Source organism: Steroidobacter cummioxidans, from assembly GCF_003104955.1.
This window is the reverse complement of sequence record NZ_LSRW01000060.1, coordinates 1-16,449: the sequence shown is the minus strand read 5'-3', so window position 1 is coordinate 16,449 and position 16,449 is coordinate 1. Positions and strand designations below refer to the sequence as shown.

The window sequence follows — 16,449 nt, the reverse complement described above, 5'->3', positions numbered from 1 at the left end:
AACGTGCAAATCCGGCGTGGTGCAGGTCGTGGACTCGAAACAACCGAGCTGTCGAAAAATCGCAACCGGCGAAAACAATGCCGCCAAGCCCTCGAAAAGAAGAGACCGCCGCATCGCTCGAAGAGCTGACAGCGACCGTCACCCGCAATCGCGACAGCGCGCATCAGGCTGCATCGCTGGCAACGCAATCCTCCGACGTGACGATTCGCGGTCGCGAGGTGGTGGGCCAGTTGTTCTCGACGATGAATGAGATATCCGGCTCCTCCACGCGCATCGGAGAAATCGTCGGCATCATCGACGGCATCGCCTTTCAAACCAATCTGCTGGCACTCAACGCCGCTGTCGAAGCGGCACGCGCTGGCGATCAAGGTCGCGGCTTCGCGGTGGTCGCTCAGGAAGTGCGCAGCCTCGCGCAGCGCTCCGCCGCTGCCGCCAAGGAAGTGAAGGATCTGATCGAGGCGTCGGTACAAACGGTCGGTCGCGGCACCGATCTGGCGAATCAGGCCGAGCAGGCCATGTCCAAGGTCGTCGATTCCGTGCAGCAAGTCACCAACGTGATCAGAGAGATCGAAACGGCCACTCTCGAGCAGGCCGCGGGCATCGAGCAGATCAACAAGGCCGTCGCGGAGATGGACAACATCACTCAGCAGGATGCTCACATGGCGCAGCAGCTCATCGAGACTGCGCAAACGCTGCGGGAACAATCGACGCAGATGTTTGCTGCGATCTCTGCTTTCTCGCTGCATCGGGGCCAGCCGCCCAGCGCCGCGCGATCGGCGGAGGCACGCACCCACTTTGTCGATGAGGAAAGAGTTCGGCGCGTGGCGTGATCGCGAACCCGGTGTAAATAACGCGGCGCCGCCGCCCCTTCCCCACGCGCGGCGCTTTCGATATCGTGACGGCGACTTCACTTTCATTTGCTGTCGCGCATGGGCGACGCGCGCAACGCCGCTCACGATGGAGATACAGACAACAGTTTCACAGCCCGAGCCGAACGAAGTCGAGTCACCCCAAAAGCTGACTCGCCTGGTGCGCTTCCTCGACCGCGTGCCCTGGCTGATTCCCACGATCAGCTTCGCGACCGGCGTGGCCGGCTTCGTGATGGTCAAGCGCGGCGCGGATCTGGCACGCGTGATAGCCATTGCCGCCCTGGCCGGTTGGTTGTGGCTGCTGATCGAGCCTCTGGTGCGGCGCTTTCTGGAGCGACGCCGCTCGGGCATCGGCAAGTTCGTAGCGAATTTCCTGACTCAGTCGCTGCAGCAGGAAGTGCTGTTCTTCTCACTGCCCTTTCTGTTCGGCGCGTTACAACGCGACGTGGGCCAGATTGCCTTTATCTCGATCGCCGCGGCCGCCGCTGCGCTCACGGCCATCGATCCGCTCTACGAGCGCTGGATCGCCGCCCGCGCCGCGACTCGATTGCTGTTTCATGCGTACTGCAGCTTGATTGCAGCGGTCGTTGTCGTGCCGATGGTCGTGCATCTGTCGCTCGAAGATGCGCTACCGCTGGCACTTGGCGCCGTCGGTGTGTGGCTGTTGCTGACGGCACCGATGTCGCTGCGTTCGTTACGCTCGACACGACACAAGCTGATCTGGGTCGCCTGCTCCATACTCGCACCGATGTTGGTGTGGCTGCTGCGCGCTCACGTGCCACCGGCCGGACTTGCAGTAACACAAGCGGTCATCACTCAATCCATTGTGGATCGAACGCCTGGGCCAGCGATACGCACGCTAACAAAAGCAGAGCTCAGTGCCGGCGTCGTCGCCTTCGCGGCCATTCGCGCGCCGAGTGGAGTCGCTCAATCCATCATCTTCGAATGGCGTCACGCCGGCGAGACCGAGCGCATCGCCTCTGAAATCCGAGGCGGCAACGACAGCGGCTGGCGCACCTATTCCCGCAAAGAACTGTTCCCCGCCAATGCGCCTGGCCGCTGGATCGTCGATGTGAAAACTCCTCAAGGCCAGCTGCTCAAGCGCATGCGGTTCACCGTAAAGGACTGACCCTACTGCGCCTGCCGCCCATAGTTGAAGGCAGCACCCCAGCTGGAAGTCTCGGTAGCGAAGCTGCGTGCACCGAACGTGAGATATTGGCCGTCCGCCGACACCGCAAGCGAGTTCGCAAACCCAGTAGAGACGGGAACAGCCGCCGGTGATTCGAAGACAGCGGCTTGCTGCCATCGATTCTGGCGGCGATCGAACGCGACCACATAAGGATGCCCGTAAGCACCGTCATCACGATCCGCAAACGCAACCAGCGAATTGCCTTCGGCACTCAGTGTCACGCGCGTGCCGAACGAGCGACGCTCCGGAAGCGCTGGCGTAAGCACGGTGTGGGTGGGCAGCCATTGGTTCGCCGATCGTCCATACATCCTGATGACACCAGTCGTCCCGTCCGCCGCCGCGGCGTAGGGTGAGCCGATGGCAAGCGTGAGTCCGTCCGCGCTCAAGTCGAACCCTTCGCTCTGCCCTTCGGGCTCGTAAGCCGTGCCACCCAAGTGCGGCTCGCTCTCCGAACCTTCGAACTGACCGGACAGATTCCAGCCGTTGCCCTGGTTCTGAAACACGTAGATCGTGTTGGCCCGATTTGGCCAGCCGTTGATGAGCTCCGGGTCTTCGGTATCGGGATTCTGCTCCGCAGCCAGCACCGCCAACGCCTGCCCGTTCTCGCTCAGACGAATCCCCCAACCAAACCAATCGCTGCTCTCCGGAGCAGGAGCCGTCAGCGCCTGCTGCTCGGCCCACGCACCCGACTCCTTCGTGAATACATATACCGCACCCGCCGCTGACTGCGCCGTGCCGTCGGCATCCACCGATTCGTAAGGCGCTCCGACTGCAATGACATCGCCTGCCGAGCTGACCTCGACCGCCCTTCCGAACGATGAAGAATCCTGCGCACGACTGGCTCGCAACATGCTCTCTTGCGTCCACGTGCCATTGTTACGTTTGTAAACAAACACCGAGCCCGGCCCTGCATCCTGACTCGGCGCGTCGTAGCCTTCGTACTGCGAACCGACCACGAGGACGTCGCCTGTCATGCTGAGCGCGACGTCCGAACCGAAGAAGTCATATCCTCGGGCCGCCGGCGGCTCGAGCTTGGTTTGCAGCTGCCAGCTGCCATTCACGCGTCCATACACATAGACTGCGCCCGAGCCATACCAGGGCCACTCGCTGCCGCCGAAATACCAAGCATCGGCAACTGCCAATGTCTGGCCGTCGCCACTCAAGGCAACCTGTCCGCCGTACTGCTGATTCTTGGACTCGTTGGTCGGCTCGTGAAGCTCGTAGTCGGACGTGATGATCTCAGGTGTGATGCTCCACGCTTGCTGAGCTGCCTTGGGCTGCGCACCGTGATTCGCTTTCGGTCCCTGTCTCGCGATCGGGGCGGCCGAAGCCGCCCCTGTGACGATTGTCAGAGCAACGAGACTCGCCAGCGAAATACCTGCATTGGATGTGTGCACGATGATGCTCTTCCCCATGGTCGTCTGAATATTGGCTGGCGCTGATGCCTGCAGCCTTTGTAATGTTTGACCATAGATGTGAGTTCCTCGGCAACTCTAGCGATCGTTCAACTTCTGGAATCCGACGGGCGGCACGTTCGGATTCTTGTACTGCGCAGCTGTCTGATCCGACACGTGCGTGACGCCGGGGACCTTCGCCCACGCTTGCGCATCCGCTTTGGTGTTGGCGACCACCAGCACACGCCGATGACCCAGGTTGCCAAACGGCTTGTTCACGTAGTTCACGTGCCAGGGCGACAGCGGCTTGGGGTGCTCGATCATCACGCCATCGATATAGCGCTCGCCTTCCAGCGCGCGCTGAGTGCCCGCCTCCCACACGTTGTTCGCAACGATGATGAACTTCGGATTGATCGCGCGACGACGCGCATCGAGACGACGCACCAGATCGACGTTGCCCGCGGCGAACGCATTCTTTTCGGATTGCGGCCAGGAGTTCCATTCGGCAAGGCTGCTCCAGGGCCGCACGCCGACGACGTCCAGGAACACGCCGTCGACCTTGCCTTCGCGCATCAAGGCTTCGACGTACTGGACGACATGGTTGGACCACGCCGAGCCGGCACGAATATCGGTCATGCGCGTATTCGGCCATGGGCTGCGCTGGCCATAGGTCGGATACGGCCACAACGGCACCTGACCGATGTCATTCATATAGAACTTGGTGTCCAGGGCGCACACGAAATGATCCGGACGCGCGATTGGATTGACGTACGCGAGCACTTCGGCCCCTTTCTGTCGCGCCGTCTGAAACGCCGGATCGGTGTGATTGCAGCGTCCCGCGATGAGCATGCCCGTAGGCTTGGCATACAGCGGCACATTAGTGACGGTTTTGAAAGCGATGCCGAGAGGATTGGCAGCTTCTGCGCCGCCCACAAAAGAAACGAGCAACAGCGACGCCGCTGCAGCGAGTGCATGCATCCGGAACATGGAGTAGATCCCCTTCAGATTGATTGGAGGTTGTTGGCCGCTGACACCGGGCGACGCAAACTCTCTGTAGGAATATGCGCGTGTCCGGGAGGTTTATTTCGTCAGCGCGGGGAACTTAGGCGCGAGCAGTCACACGGCGCAAACTGTCGCCGCGGCTCCACGCTCAATCTTTCTACGGCAGAATTTCAGGGTTAGCGCTGCTGACGCGAGCGCTCTCGAATGGCGTGAAATTCGGAGTCAGTGCGCCACCGCGGCCAGTGACGCGAGTTCGCGAGATCGCTGCCGATAATATGAAACAACTCGACATCTTGCGCCGCCCCGCGCAAATCCCAGCTCGCATCCCATGAGTCGCAGGTCTGGTGATAGCAGCGCATATAGTCTGTCAGCCATTTCTCACCTGCGGCGCGCCCGCCCTCGCGCAGATCGGGAGCGCCGCTGAGCGCCATCAGCAACAGCACCGGCACGCCTTGTCGAGCCAGTGAGAAATGATCGGCACGATAGAACAAGCCCCGCTCGGGCAACGTTTCCGGCGTGATAGTTCTATCTTGGCTCTTGGCAGCCCGCGCGAGGTCGTCTTCGAGATCGCTCTGACCTGCGCCCACCAACAAAACATCGCGCGACAAACCTGCGGTCTGCAGCACGTCGAGCGTCAGATTCGCCACGGTCTTCGACAACGGATACACCGGGTTCGACGCATAGGCCTGCGAGCCGATGAGACCGCGTTCCTCAGCGGTCCACGCCGCGAACACCAGCGTGCGTTTGGGCGGAGGTCCGGCCTTGAACAGGCGCGCAAGCTCGACCACTCCGGCGATCCCGAGCGCATCGTCATTGGCGCCTGGCCGAACCCTTCGTCCCTGCGCATCGGGCGCGCCGAGGCCATACGCGTCCCAGTGCCCCGCCAGCATCACTGTCTCATCGGGATGCTCGCTGCCGGTGATCTTCGCCAGCACGTTGTGACTGATGCTTTTCACGGTCGTCACCGGCACGTCGGCGGTGAACGTCGTGCCCTTCAGCTGCACTGGCTTGAAATCTGCGCGGCGCGCTTTGCGACGCTGGTCGGCCAGATCCAGGCCGGCGCTACGAAACAAGTCCGTGGCCGCGGCGCCTTCCAACCAGCCCTGCAAGCTCAGAGTCGGGGGCGCTGTGGCGGCATCCTCATAGACCAGTGCATAGTTCTCACCGCCCGGCGCAATCACCGTCGACCAGCCGTAACCCGCGCCGTCGGTATCGTGAACGATGAGCGCCGCGATCGCGCCTCGTCTCGCTGCTTCCTCGTACTTGTAGGTCCAGCGGCCGTAGTACGTCATGCGACGCGAGCCGAACTTGCCAACCACAGGCTCACCGGGCAGCGCCGAGAAATCCGGATCGTTGACCAGAAACACCGCGACCTTGCCGCGCAGATCGACACCTTTATAGTCGTCCCATTGACGCTCGGGCGCGGTGACGCCGTAACCCACGAACACCAGCGGCGCGTCCTTGATCGCAATCTGCTGTGAGTCCCGCACGGTGCTGAAGTAGATGTCCTTCGCCCGGATCATCGGCCGCACCTTGCCATTGGTCGTCATCTGCAAGGCGCGCGGCGTTTCCACCTGGGTTCGCAGCAACGGCACGTCCTGCGTAAAGGACCCGTTCGCCCCGCCCGGCTCCAGACCCAGGCTGCGAAACGACTTGACCAGATAATCGATGGTCTTGGTCTCGCCTTGCGTCCCAGGCGCGCGTCCCTCGAACTCGTCCGATGCGAGCACGCGAACGATCTCGGACAGGCGTTTGGGATCTACGGAGGCTGCGGAGTCTGCGCAAACCGCAGTGAATGAGGTGACGCCGATCAGGGCCGCGAGACAAGCCAGAGTCGTCTTCATGCGCTGTAGCCTAGCATCGCCGCTGCCGGGACCGGTTTGATTTCGGTCACCGAGGGTCACAAATCATGATGTGATGCCAAACGGGTATTTTTACTGACGAGTACACATCGCTACCTTAGCGCCCCCAATTTGTCTGGCTCCAAGGTAGTTACATGCGTCGACTCACACCACTCTCCGCTGCGCTCACGGCCGTTCTCGGCAGCGTGGTGAGCTGTGAAGCCGTCTCTCAAACACAAAACACCGCCGCGGCGAGCGATGAGACGCTGGCTACCATCGTCGTGACCGGCTCGAACATCAGGCGCGCCGCCACCGACGCCCCCAATCCGGTGCAGATCATCGGGCGCGAGGAGCTGGAAACGTCGGCGAAGATCACGGTGGCGGATGTGCTTCGTTCGGTCTCCGCGAACACAGGCAACGCCACCAACGAAACCAGCAACAGCGGCTGGGCAGCAGGCGCCGCGGGCATCGGTCTGCGCGGCTTGTCGCAGAAGAACACGCTGGTGCTGCTCAACGGCCGCCGGCTTGCCAATTACGGTTTTCCGTCAAACGGCCTGTCCGACACGTTCGTCAATCTCAATGCCCTGCCGATGGTCGCCGTCGAGCGCATCGACGTGCTGAAGGACGGTGCCTCCGCGGTGTACGGCTCCGATGCCGTCGCCGGCGTGGTCAATATCATCACGCGCCAGAACTTCCAGGGTTTCGAAGCCGGCGGCAGCTTCGGCACCACCGATAACGGCGGCCTCGATTCGCAGCGCGCCCGCTTCCTCGGCGGCATTGGCGATAAGAACAGCGACGGCTACAACGTGCTCTTCAGCTTCGAAGCGTACGATCGCGACCGCCTGGATCAGGATCAGCGCGACCTCACCCGCTCGGGCATCTACACCGATTCGCCGGGCGGCCGCTGGAACGGCTGGAGCGCGAAGGGTGCTCGCTTCCTGGTGAACGGCGCTTCCGTGCCGCTGCTCGACGCTCAAGGCAACTGCCCCCAAGGCATGCAATTGACCGCCAGTGCGCCGATCGACGGCTTGCCGGGCAACACCTGCGCGATCAATCTCGCCCCGTACACCACATTGATTCCGTCCACCGAGCGCTATCAGGGCTACATCAACGCCACGCTGCGCATCAATGACAACATCGACGCGTTCGGCGACGTGATCTACAGCCACATTCGCGGCGCTTCGATCTTTGGCTCCAGCCCGTATTTCACGCTGGAAGGCGGCCGGTTCGCGTTGAACGCCGATACTGGACTCGCCGAAGGTGTGCCTGCCGTCCTGCCCGCGGGCAACCCCTACAATCCTTACGGCGTCGACACACAGATCGAATACACGTTCTTCGATCTGGGCCAGTCGGTGAAGACCAATCGCTCGGACGCCTACCGGGTCGTCGCAGGCTTGCGCGGTCGCGGCGAACGCTGGGATTGGGAGGCCTCGGTCTTCAGCGCGCGCAGTAAAGAGGAAGAAACGGTCTCTGGCGGCTTCGCGAATCGCTGGGGCTTGTTCGAGGCTTTGGCCAACGGCACCTACAACCTGCACAATCCTTCGAGCACGCCGCAGTCCGTCATCGACTCGATTCGCTTGCGCACGGTGCGTCCCGCGGACTCGCGCTTGAATGGCGCCGACTTCAAGCTCACCGGCGAATTGTTCGACCTGCCGGCCGGATCGGTCGGGTTCGCCGCAGGTGTGGAGTGGCGCGAAGAAGAACTCGTCTCACGCAATCCGTGGCAGATCGACGCCGGCCAGCAGATCCGCCCCGCTATTGCAGCGGTCGATGGCAAGCGCAACGTCACCGCGGCCTACGCGGAAGTGAACATCCCCGTGTTCTCCACCCTGGAATTGCAGCTGGCGGGTCGCGGCGACTACTACAGCGACTTCGGCAGCGCCTTCTCGCCGAAGGCCAGCTTGCGTTGGCAGCCGCTGGATGTGTTGGCCGTGCGTGGCGCCGCTTCGCGTGGCTTCCGGGCACCTTCGCTGTCGGAGAACTCGGCCAGCACCAACATTTCCTATGGCTCGGTGGTCGATCCCTACGATCCGGATGTGCCGGGCTCGCGACAGAATCCAACCAACTTCACGGTCGGCAATACCAATCTCGATCCAGAACGTACCCACAGCTATAACCTGGGTGTCGTGCTGACGCCGTGGCAGGGCTCGAGCCTGAGCGTCGATTGGTACCGCATCGAGCTCGACAATCTGATCGGCACCGACAACGTCCCGACGATCGTGCAAAACAATCGTCCCGAAGATGTGGTGCGCGACGCTCGCGGGAAGTTGCTGGCTGTTTACAACCGCTATCAGAATCTCAGCGAGCTGACCACGTCCGGCCTCGACGTGGAACTGCGCCAGCGCTGGCTGACCGACAACGTCGGCGAGTTTGGCATCACGGCCGTCTATACCCATGTGCTCGACTATCGCCGCCCGCAAACCACTGGCGGACCGCTGGTCGACTATGCCGGTACCAACCTGGCCGCATCGTTCTCGTTGCCTCGTAACAAAGCCACGACGACGGCCGAGTGGAATATCGCGAACGTCCGAACCTCGCTCACGTGGTATCACACCGGCGGCTACGATCAGAGAGCCAGCACCGCAGCGCGGGCTGTGCAAACTCGCGTCGATTCCTACGAGCAGTTCGATCTCTATGCGGGTTGGACGTCCGCATCGGACAAGCTGACCGTGTACACGAAGGTCGAGAATCTCTTCGACGAGCTGCCGCCCTACGACGCATCGTTCCCGGGCATCCGCGCTCCGTACGATTTCACTCAGTACGACCTGCGCGGTCGGGGATTCTTGATCGGGGTCGACTATCGGCTTTGATCTCGACCGCGTCTGATTGGCGCAACCTCAAGGTCGGCTCGGCACTCTTCGCAGTGACCGAGCCGATCTTCGACGCCAGCTCGAAGCCATGGCGCTGGAAGACCGTCAGCACCTCCTCCACTGCCGACGGCGCGCACGACACCAGCAGTCCGCCGCTGGTTTGCGGATCGCTGAGCAGAGCCTGATCTACAGGTGCAAACGTGGGCGGCAAGATCACCTCGGCACCATAGGCGGACCAATTACGTCCCGACGCGCCGGTTACAAAACCTTGCGCCGCCAGTTCCCGCGTGCCGCTCAACAATGGCACCGCTGACCAGTCGATCTGAATGTCGCATCGCGCACCGCGCGCCAGCTCCAATGCGTGACCAGCAAGACCAAACCCCGTCACGTCGGTCAGTGCGTGCACCCCAGAGAACGCAGCCAGCTCGGGACCTGGAGTATTCAACTTCGTCGTCGTCGCCATCATCTGCTCGTAGCCCGCGGCATCCAGTGCTCCTTTCTTGAGAGCAGCAGACAGCACGCCGACACCCAGCGGCTTGCCCAGCACCAGCGCATCACCCGGCTGCGCATCGGCGTTGCGTTTGATGCGACTGGGATGCGCGAGCCCCATCACCACCAAGCCGTAGATCGGCTCGACCGAGTCGATGCTGTGCCCGCCCGCAATTGGAATGTTGGCGGCACGACAAACCGAGGCGCCACCTTCGAGAATCTGGCCAATCGTCGCAGGCGACAGCACATTGATCGGCATGCCCACGATCGCGAGCGCCATGATCGGCTGGCCGCCCATCGCATAGACATCGCTGATCGCATTGGTCGCAGCGATGCGGCCAAAGTCGCAAGGATCGTCGACGATGGGCATGAAGAAGTCGGTGGTTGCAATCAGCGCCTGCTCATCGTTGAGCCGATAAACAGCCGCGTCGTCCGATGTTTCTATGCCGACCATCAACTGCGGAGGAATCGGCAGCGCAGACGTGCCTTTGAGAATCTGCGACAGCAATCCCGGCGCGATCTTGCAGCCACAACCGCCACCGTGCGACAAAGAGCTGAGACGCGGCTCGGCAGACTTTTCGGTGGGCTTCATGAGGATCACTTCGCGGCCAGCGGGCCGAGTTGGGCAATGAATCCCTGCTCATCTTCCAGACAGCGCAGATCGAGCACCAGCGCATCATCGGCAACGCGTCCGATGACGGGTGTCGGCAACCGGCGCAGATCGCGCGCCAGACGTTTCAGTGCCGAGCCGACTTTGGCGCTCGTGGGACGGCAAATCAGCGCCATGCTCGGAATGACTTCGATGGGCAGCGAGCCGCTGCCCACCTGGCTCGCTACTGGCGTCACATCGACTTGCCACTGTGTCCCAAGTGCGGCCGCCAGGTGCGGCAGCACTCTGTTGGCAAGTGCTTCGATCTCATCAACCGGCCGCGTCAGCAAACGCAACGTCGGCAACTCCTGCAGCAGCAGATCGGGCGTGCGATATGCCAGTAATGTTCCTTCGAGTGCCGCAAGCAGGGGTTTCGACACACGCAACGCCCGCTTCAACGGATGCCGTTTGATCTTATCGAGCAGAGCTCTCTTGCCAACGATCAAACCGGCCTGCGGGCCGCCGAGCAACTTGTCACCGCTGAACGTGACCACGTCGGCGCCGCTTGCAATCGTTTCCCGCACGACCGGTTCCTTGGGCAAGCCATGTGCAGACAGGTCGATCAGGCTTCCCGCGCCCAGATCGACAATGAGCGGCAGCTGATGCTCGTGCGCGATATGGGCGACTTCAGCTTCCGATACATGAGCGACGAAACCGCTGATCTTGTAGTTGCTCATGTGCACTTTCATGAGCGCAGCCGTCTTCGCGCCAATCGCGCGCTGATAATCGCTGGGATGCGTGCAGTTCGTCGTGCCCACCTCGATCAATCGCGTATTGGCGCTACGCATGACATCGGGAATGCGGAACGCGCCGCCAATCTCGACCAGCTCGCCGCGGGAGAGTACGACTTCGCGCTTGTGCGCCAACGCGGCCAACACGAGCAGCACGGCGGCCGCATTGTTGTTTACTACGGTGGCCGCTTCCGCGCCGGTCAGCTCGACAAGAATGTCTTCGATCAGACTGTCGCGTTCGCCTCGTCCGCCGCTGTCGAGATCGAACTCGAGATTGCAGGCCTCGCGCATCGCCATCGAGGCGTGTTCGATAGCTCGCGAAGACAGCTGCGTTCGACCCAGATTCGTGTGCAGTACGGTGCCGGTCAGATTGAACACACGTCGCAGTCGTGGTGTGGCGCGATCATGTAAGCGATCGGCGATCTGACGCGACAACTCATCGTCGCTTGGCGACCGATATTCCGGCTCCTCCCGGTGCGTGCGATGCTCATCGAGCACGGCTCTGATCGCATCGATCACTGCGCTGCGGCCGTACACCTCGCACAGGCTTGCAACGGCCTCGAAGCGCGCGATGCGATCGACGGAGGGAAATGGACTGATGGGCTGCGTTGCCATGGATCCGAATCCGCGAGGTCTCTGTAGCGTAGCACGCAGTCGGCCGTATGAACGCCGCACGCCGTGTTAGCTTTTCACTACCGCTGGACAAGGCCGCTTCGGCCGCCGCACCATAGTCCCGGAAGAGAAACATCCCCGGCGGGGTGCCCGGACTTCAAACCCGGCGGAAGGTGCCATGCATCTTCGGTAGGTTCGACTCCTGCCTCTTCCGCCAGATCACTGCTTCGGTTCGGGCACCGAGCTGCGCGCGCGATTTGGATCGTCCATGCCCTCGAACAGATCGCCCCTGGCCGGCGGCTTGCCAAGCGCGCATCCGAAGAAGCCGAGACCGACCACGCAACGATCCCCCACTCGCATGTAAGGCAAGCCGTTCGAGAAACCGGCCTTCGGCGGGGCCCATTTGAATTCGGGCGGCGGCTTGCAATTGGGGAGTGCAGGATCGCCGAGACCTGTGGAGTCGCACTTGCTTGGATCAGGGACCGGCACCTTTTCGGCGCCCGCCGCGGCCGCTCGTCGTGCCTCTTCGCTCCAATTGATGGATGGCGTAATTGCCGAGCCCTGCGTCGAAGATCCTACCGCAGGCTCAACACTGATGGTCCTCGGCACGTCGACGACGATGTTTGTCTTTATCTGCGGCTCAGCTGGCGGGCGCAGCTCTCGCTGAGCTTCGAGCTCGGTGACCGGCGTGCGTGGAAAGAACAGCAGAGTGCGCTTGGCACTGCCCTCGGGCTCATGGTACTCGCGCAGCTTCAGATCCAACGGCAGCATCAGTAACAGCAGATGGACACCGACCACCAGCGCCAGGATGGCAAATCGATGCAGGCGTTGATCGTTCGCCATCGTTCCCTGAGCCGCCGTGTTGGACGGGCTGTCCCCGACGCTTGGACCACGCCGCGACGGAGTCGATGGTCGCAGGTTTTGCTCGATTTCGTTGCGCCGAGTAATCTATGCCGAATGCAGAGCGAGCCCAAGACGATCAACGACAAAAGCGCAGCGCTGGATGCGCTCGACCATCAACTGCTGGGCTTGTTGCGCGTGAATGCCAGGACGCCGACGGCGACGCTGGCGAGGCAGCTGGGAGTCTCCAGAGGCACGATTGCGAACCGGATTGCCCGGCTCGAAGCCAACGGCGTCATCGCGGGCTATTCAGTGCAGGTCCACGCCCATTCGCAGCCCAGCGGAATTCGCGCCTGGATCAGCATCGCCGTGGAGGGAGACAAGACGCGCGATGTAGTGAACCGGCTGCTGGGCGAGCCTTCGGTCAGCTCGCTTCACGACACCAACGGCAGATGGGATCTGCTGGCCGAGGTACATGCCGCATCGATCGCCGAGCTCTCCGAGGTGCTGGAGCGCATCCGCAAGATCAAAGGGATCGGCAATACCGAGACCAGCATCCATCTACAAACATTCAGGACGTAGCGCTCGACTACGCCACCCGCCGCAACCGACGCTTGCTGGCGCCGAGCGTGCCGCCAAACAAGTCTTTCGGATCTTCCAGATCGGGCACCAGATCGATCTGCCGGCAGAACTCCGGATGCTCGCGAGTCAGCTCGTGCAGGAACTTCAACGCCGAGTAGTCCTCGAGCGCAAAGCCCACTGAATCGAACACCGTGATCTCGCTGTCGGCACCGCGTCCTCGCTGCACGCCGTTGACGATGTCCGCAAACTCGATGACGGAAAAGTCGGCCGGCATCTGCTGAATCTCACCTTCGATGCGCGACTGAGGCTCGTATTCCACGACGACCCGGGTGTCGGCTCGACGCAGAATGTCGGCGTGCAGCTCGGTCTTGCCCGGGCAATCGCCACCCACTGCATTCAAGTGCATGCCGGGTGCGACCATGGAAGGTGTCACGATCACTGCGTTACGTTTGTCTGCCGTGACTGTGGTGACGATGTCGGCGCCGAGTACGGCTTCCTCACTGGACGTCGCATGCACCAATGAAACATCCCGCAACTCCGGAATGGAGCGAAGATTCTGAGCGAGCTTCGCAGTGGCGCGCGGATCGACGTCATACAGCCGCAGCTCGTTGATGCCGAGGATGCGATGGAATGCGATGGCTTGGAACTCGCTCTGCGCGCCGTTGCCGATCAGCGCCATCGTTTTGCTGTTGGGCCGTGCCAGCCACTTGGCGGCGAGCGCCGACATCGCGGCGGTACGCAGCGCAGTCGTTACAGTCAGCTCCGACAGCAGCACCGGATAACCGGTCGAAACTTCCGCCAGCACGCCGAATGCGGTCACCGTGAGCAGACCGAGACTCGTGTTCTTGGGATGGCCATTCACATACTTGAACGAGTACAGCTCGCCGTCGCTGATGGGCATCAGCTCGATCACGCCGACCTCGGAATGACTGGCCAGCCGCGCCGACTTCTCGAACTGACCCCAGCGCCGATAGTCCGCCTCGATCTGGGTAGCGAGCCGCGCCATGAACTCGCCGGGCCCGAGCTCGTTCACCAGGTGTTGAATGTCCGCGATGCCGACGTAATCGACCATAGTTCTTCCTCGTCCAAATGCCTTGTGAGGCAGGCACTTATGATAGGAAGATCCGACGTCACGCAGAACCAGGCAGGCTGCCCGGTCGGCCCCACTTTATTGACGAAATGACAGTGCTTTTTGCCATTCCGGCAATGGCGGGCGCCGCTGGCAGAGGTCATTCACCGCGTCGGCGACCTGCCTTTCCAGCCCGTCCGAAACCCACACGGTCACCATCGCTGCACGCAACTCGCCGCCCCAATAAGGATCGAGCGCCTCCTCCTCCGGATCCCGACGCAACACGATCACAGGCGTGGCGCGCGTGCGAGGATCGATTCGCATGCGTGCAATGACGCCTGCCGCCGGAATCAACGGCAGCTCCTCGGCCAGTAGCACCAGATCCGGCACGGGCGGCTCGGCCGTCAACAGGCCGCGATGAAACAGAAAGCGCAGCGCCTGCTCACCATCTTTTACACGTAGCATCGACGCCTCAGGTAAATGTCGTCGGATGCCCTTCGCAATCGCGGACCAATCGGTGCCGCTAGGTTCCGCTACGAGTACATTGATATTCATGATGTCTCATCGGTGTTCAGTCTCATTGAATACACGGTCCGTCGCACGCCAGGGTTGCATTCGTAAAAATCACTGTAGACTGTGCCGCTCATGAGCGAGCCCCATCAAAACCAAGTCGCCGTGGGTCTGGTCGACAGCCTCATCATTGCCCGCGTCCGGGGGTGTCCCACCGAGGCAGTGCTGCAGGAGTGTCAATCCGAAGTCTTGCTGCTGGCCCGTGAAAGCGGCGTTCGGAAAGTTCTATACGATGCGCTCGAGATGGATCCGCCGCCGGTCAGCATTCCCTGGGCGCAACGGTCGCTGGACGAGCAGCTGACCGATGTGAAACTCCGCCGCGCCATAGTAGTTCCAAATACCAAGCTGGCGTTTCTTGCCCGGTTGGCATTTGGCGACGGCGACTATCGAGTCTTCTATGAAGACAAGGCGGCTGCGGTGGAGTGGTTGGCGGAAGAGAACATCTGATTCGCTAGTCACCTCTCAGGCGCTACGTCGCTGCGCCGGCTGAACGTTGGCATTCAAACGAAACAAATTCGACGGATCGTACTTGGTCTTCACCGCCACCAGCTTCGTATAGTTACCGCGATAGTTCGCATTGATGTCGCTTGCCGTCGCCTCTCGCGGCATGTCGTTCACGTAGAAGCCACGCGTGAACTTCTCCAGCGTCGACCAATAACGCCGCGTTGCTTCGATGTGATCGGCCGGATCCTCCACACCATGTCGCCAACCGCTGAGGGTCATCATGTTGGCAATCGCGTATCGATGTGCGAACGCAGTTGCATTCTCGGCCACGCGACCGCAGGCGCCACCGCAATGCTGAAAGAACACGGCAGTGGTTCGCCGCGGATCGCCTTTGAGTCCATCGATCAATGCGGCAATGAGCGCACCGGGCATCTCTGCGATAAACCCGCCCTTGAGATACGTGCCCATCATGCGCGCATCGGCCCAATCGCCCGATCGCTGCAGCTCCACGTAGTCCACGGCTTTGATGGTGTCGCTGATCGGAGTTCCGATCTTGCGCAGAGGTGCCAGCGCATACTCCGCCTTCCCCGCGGGTCCGCTGTAGCAAACATCCACTTGCGCAGCGCCCTGCGCTCCGCCCGGCGGCAACACGATGAGCGGATCGAAATACAATTCATCCGGCGCCGACGGCGCGTAGTCCGCGTACATCGTGAGCAGGTCGCGTGCTTTCTCGACCGGGAATGTCAATTTACCGGCCACGACTTGCCGCTGCATCGGATGCAGCTTGAACTGGAAATTGGTGACAACGCCGAAGTTGCCGCTGCCGCCGCGCAGCCCCCAGAACAAATCCGGATTCTCGCTCTGGCTCGCATGACGCAACTGACCATCGGCTGTGACCACATCCATGGCGTTGAGATTGTCGATGGCCATCCCATACCGTCGCGCGACTCGTCCGAATCCGCCGCCGAGCGTCAGCCCTCCTACCCCTGTGTGCGACACAGTGCCGAGCGGCGTGACCAAGCCTTGGGTCATCGACTCGCGATCCACCGATCCCAACAGGCTGCCGCCTTTGACCGACACTCGACGCGCCACCGTGTCGACCGCCGCGCCGCGAAAATCCTTCAGATCGATCTGCATGCCGCGCTCGCAGGTCGATTGACCGGAGAAACTGTGCCCGCCGCATTTCACTGCCAGCAACAGGTTGTGTTGACGCGCGAAAATCACGGCCTTCTGAATGTCGGAAACGTCCGTCGGCTGTACGATGAGCGCCGGATGTTTGTCGAAGGAAGGATTCAACAGCAGCCGAGCTTCATCGTATCCAGCATCGCCACGCAGGAGCAGTTGTCCTTGCAACGACT

At 61.8% G+C, this 16,449-nt stretch carries 14 protein-coding genes and 1 tRNA gene; 6 read left to right on the top strand and 9 right to left on the bottom strand.

From position 1 onward, the window contains the following. The first annotated feature begins 77 nt into the window (after positions 1–77). Together D0550_RS25080 and D0550_RS25075 are read left to right on the top strand one after the other, a co-directional pair. Entirely contained in the window at positions 78–830 is a 753-nt protein-coding gene (locus tag D0550_RS25080; protein WP_116811944.1) for a methyl-accepting chemotaxis protein, read from the top strand. A 127-nt stretch (positions 831–957) separates the two neighbouring features. After that, a complete protein-coding gene (locus D0550_RS25075; protein WP_161966037.1) occupies positions 958–1,998 on the top strand; it encodes a DUF5924 family protein in 1,041 nt (346 codons plus the stop codon). Positions 1,999–2,000: 2 nt separating this feature from the next. On the opposite strand, the gene D0550_RS25070 is transcribed toward D0550_RS25075, so the two are convergent. The 3 genes from D0550_RS25070 to D0550_RS25060 form a co-directional block, all read right to left on the bottom strand. After that, entirely contained in the window at positions 2,001–3,455 is a 1,455-nt protein-coding gene (locus tag D0550_RS25070) for an FG-GAP repeat protein (RefSeq protein ID WP_161966036.1), read from the bottom strand. 96 nt (positions 3,456–3,551) lie between these two features. Beyond that, on the bottom strand, positions 3,552–4,439 hold the full coding sequence (locus D0550_RS25065) for a hypothetical protein (protein WP_153067338.1): 888 nt from the start codon (positions 4,437–4,439) through the stop codon (positions 3,552–3,554). Positions 4,440–4,630: 191 nt separating this feature from the next. Beyond that, complete coding sequence (locus D0550_RS25060) at positions 4,631–6,298, bottom strand: M28 family metallopeptidase (protein ID WP_116811940.1); 1,668 nt, start codon at positions 6,296–6,298, stop codon at positions 4,631–4,633. Positions 6,299–6,450: 152 nt separating this feature from the next. Between D0550_RS25060 and D0550_RS25055 the strand changes: the two genes are divergently transcribed. Continuing rightward, a complete protein-coding gene (locus tag D0550_RS25055) occupies positions 6,451–9,105 on the top strand; it encodes a TonB-dependent receptor plug domain-containing protein (protein WP_116811939.1) in 2,655 nt (884 codons plus the stop codon). Here D0550_RS25055 and selD read toward each other — a convergent pair. Together selD and selA are read right to left on the bottom strand one after the other, a co-directional pair. Next, on the bottom strand, positions 9,047–10,186 hold the full coding sequence (selD, locus tag D0550_RS25050) for a selenide, water dikinase SelD (RefSeq protein WP_116811946.1): 1,140 nt from the start codon (positions 10,184–10,186) through the stop codon (positions 9,047–9,049). The two genes, D0550_RS25055 and selD, sit on opposite strands and share 59 nt — an antisense overlap. 5 nt (positions 10,187–10,191) lie before the next feature. Continuing rightward, the gene (gene selA, locus D0550_RS25045) at positions 10,192–11,589 is read right to left on the bottom strand and encodes an L-seryl-tRNA(Sec) selenium transferase (RefSeq protein ID WP_116811938.1); all 1,398 of its coding nucleotides are present in this window, start codon (positions 11,587–11,589) and stop codon (positions 10,192–10,194) included. 120 nt (positions 11,590–11,709) lie between these two features. Between selA and D0550_RS34715 the strand changes: the two genes are divergently transcribed. Then, positions 11,710–11,803: transfer RNA gene (locus D0550_RS34715), tRNA-Sec, on the top strand. A 2-nt stretch (positions 11,804–11,805) separates the two neighbouring features. On the opposite strand, the gene D0550_RS25040 is transcribed toward D0550_RS34715, so the two are convergent. Continuing rightward, positions 11,806–12,429 carry a hypothetical protein gene (locus D0550_RS25040; RefSeq protein WP_116811937.1) on the bottom strand — a complete coding sequence of 208 codons (624 nt, stop codon included), beginning with the start codon at positions 12,427–12,429 and terminating at the stop codon, positions 11,806–11,808. 156 nt (positions 12,430–12,585) lie between these two features. Here D0550_RS25040 and D0550_RS25035 point away from each other — a divergent pair, with 156 nt between their 5' ends. Next, a complete protein-coding gene (locus D0550_RS25035; RefSeq protein WP_116811945.1) occupies positions 12,586–13,008 on the top strand; it encodes an Lrp/AsnC family transcriptional regulator in 423 nt (140 codons plus the stop codon). 7 nt (positions 13,009–13,015) lie between these two features. On the opposite strand, the gene D0550_RS25030 is transcribed toward D0550_RS25035, so the two are convergent. After that, complete coding sequence (locus D0550_RS25030) at positions 13,016–14,080, bottom strand: ornithine cyclodeaminase (RefSeq protein WP_116811936.1); 1,065 nt, start codon at positions 14,078–14,080, stop codon at positions 13,016–13,018. 96 nt (positions 14,081–14,176) lie between these two features. After that, positions 14,177–14,632 carry a response regulator gene (locus tag D0550_RS34710; RefSeq protein ID WP_153067337.1) on the bottom strand — a complete coding sequence of 152 codons (456 nt, stop codon included), beginning with the start codon at positions 14,630–14,632 and terminating at the stop codon, positions 14,177–14,179. A 90-nt stretch (positions 14,633–14,722) separates the two neighbouring features. On the opposite strand from D0550_RS34710, the gene D0550_RS25025 reads away from it, so the two are divergent. Further along, positions 14,723–15,094, top strand: a complete 372-nt coding sequence (locus tag D0550_RS25025; RefSeq protein ID WP_116811935.1) for an STAS/SEC14 domain-containing protein — start codon at positions 14,723–14,725, stop codon at positions 15,092–15,094. 15 nt (positions 15,095–15,109) lie between these two features. Here D0550_RS25025 and D0550_RS25020 read toward each other — a convergent pair. After that, the coding region (locus D0550_RS25020; RefSeq protein WP_153067336.1) for an FAD-binding oxidoreductase at positions 15,110–16,449 on the bottom strand (1,340 nt) is incomplete at its 5' end.

Excerpts from the sequence above, each read along its gene's own strand:
- selA (WP_116811938.1), bottom strand. The coding sequence starts at position 11,589 with ATGGCAACGCAGCCCATCAGTCCATTTCCCTCCGTCGATCGCATCGCG.
- D0550_RS25075 (WP_161966037.1), top strand. The coding sequence starts at position 958 with ATGGAGATACAGACAACAGTTTCACAGCCCGAGCCGAACGAAGTCGAG.
- D0550_RS25060 (WP_116811940.1), bottom strand. The coding sequence starts at position 6,298 with ATGAAGACGACTCTGGCTTGTCTCGCGGCCCTGATCGGCGTCACCTCA.
- D0550_RS25065 (WP_153067338.1), bottom strand. The coding sequence starts at position 4,439 with ATGTTCCGGATGCATGCACTCGCTGCAGCGGCGTCGCTGTTGCTCGTT.
- D0550_RS25080 (WP_116811944.1), top strand. The coding sequence starts at position 78 with ATGCCGCCAAGCCCTCGAAAAGAAGAGACCGCCGCATCGCTCGAAGAG.
- D0550_RS25055 (WP_116811939.1), top strand. The coding sequence starts at position 6,451 with ATGCGTCGACTCACACCACTCTCCGCTGCGCTCACGGCCGTTCTCGGC.
- D0550_RS25030 (WP_116811936.1), bottom strand. The coding sequence starts at position 14,080 with ATGGTCGATTACGTCGGCATCGCGGACATTCAACACCTGGTGAACGAG.
- D0550_RS25040 (WP_116811937.1), bottom strand. The coding sequence starts at position 12,429 with ATGGCGAACGATCAACGCCTGCATCGATTTGCCATCCTGGCGCTGGTG.
- D0550_RS34710 (WP_153067337.1), bottom strand. The coding sequence starts at position 14,632 with ATGAATATCAATGTACTCGTAGCGGAACCTAGCGGCACCGATTGGTCC.
- selD (WP_116811946.1), bottom strand. The coding sequence starts at position 10,186 with ATGAAGCCCACCGAAAAGTCTGCCGAGCCGCGTCTCAGCTCTTTGTCG.
- D0550_RS25025 (WP_116811935.1), top strand. The coding sequence starts at position 14,723 with ATGAGCGAGCCCCATCAAAACCAAGTCGCCGTGGGTCTGGTCGACAGC.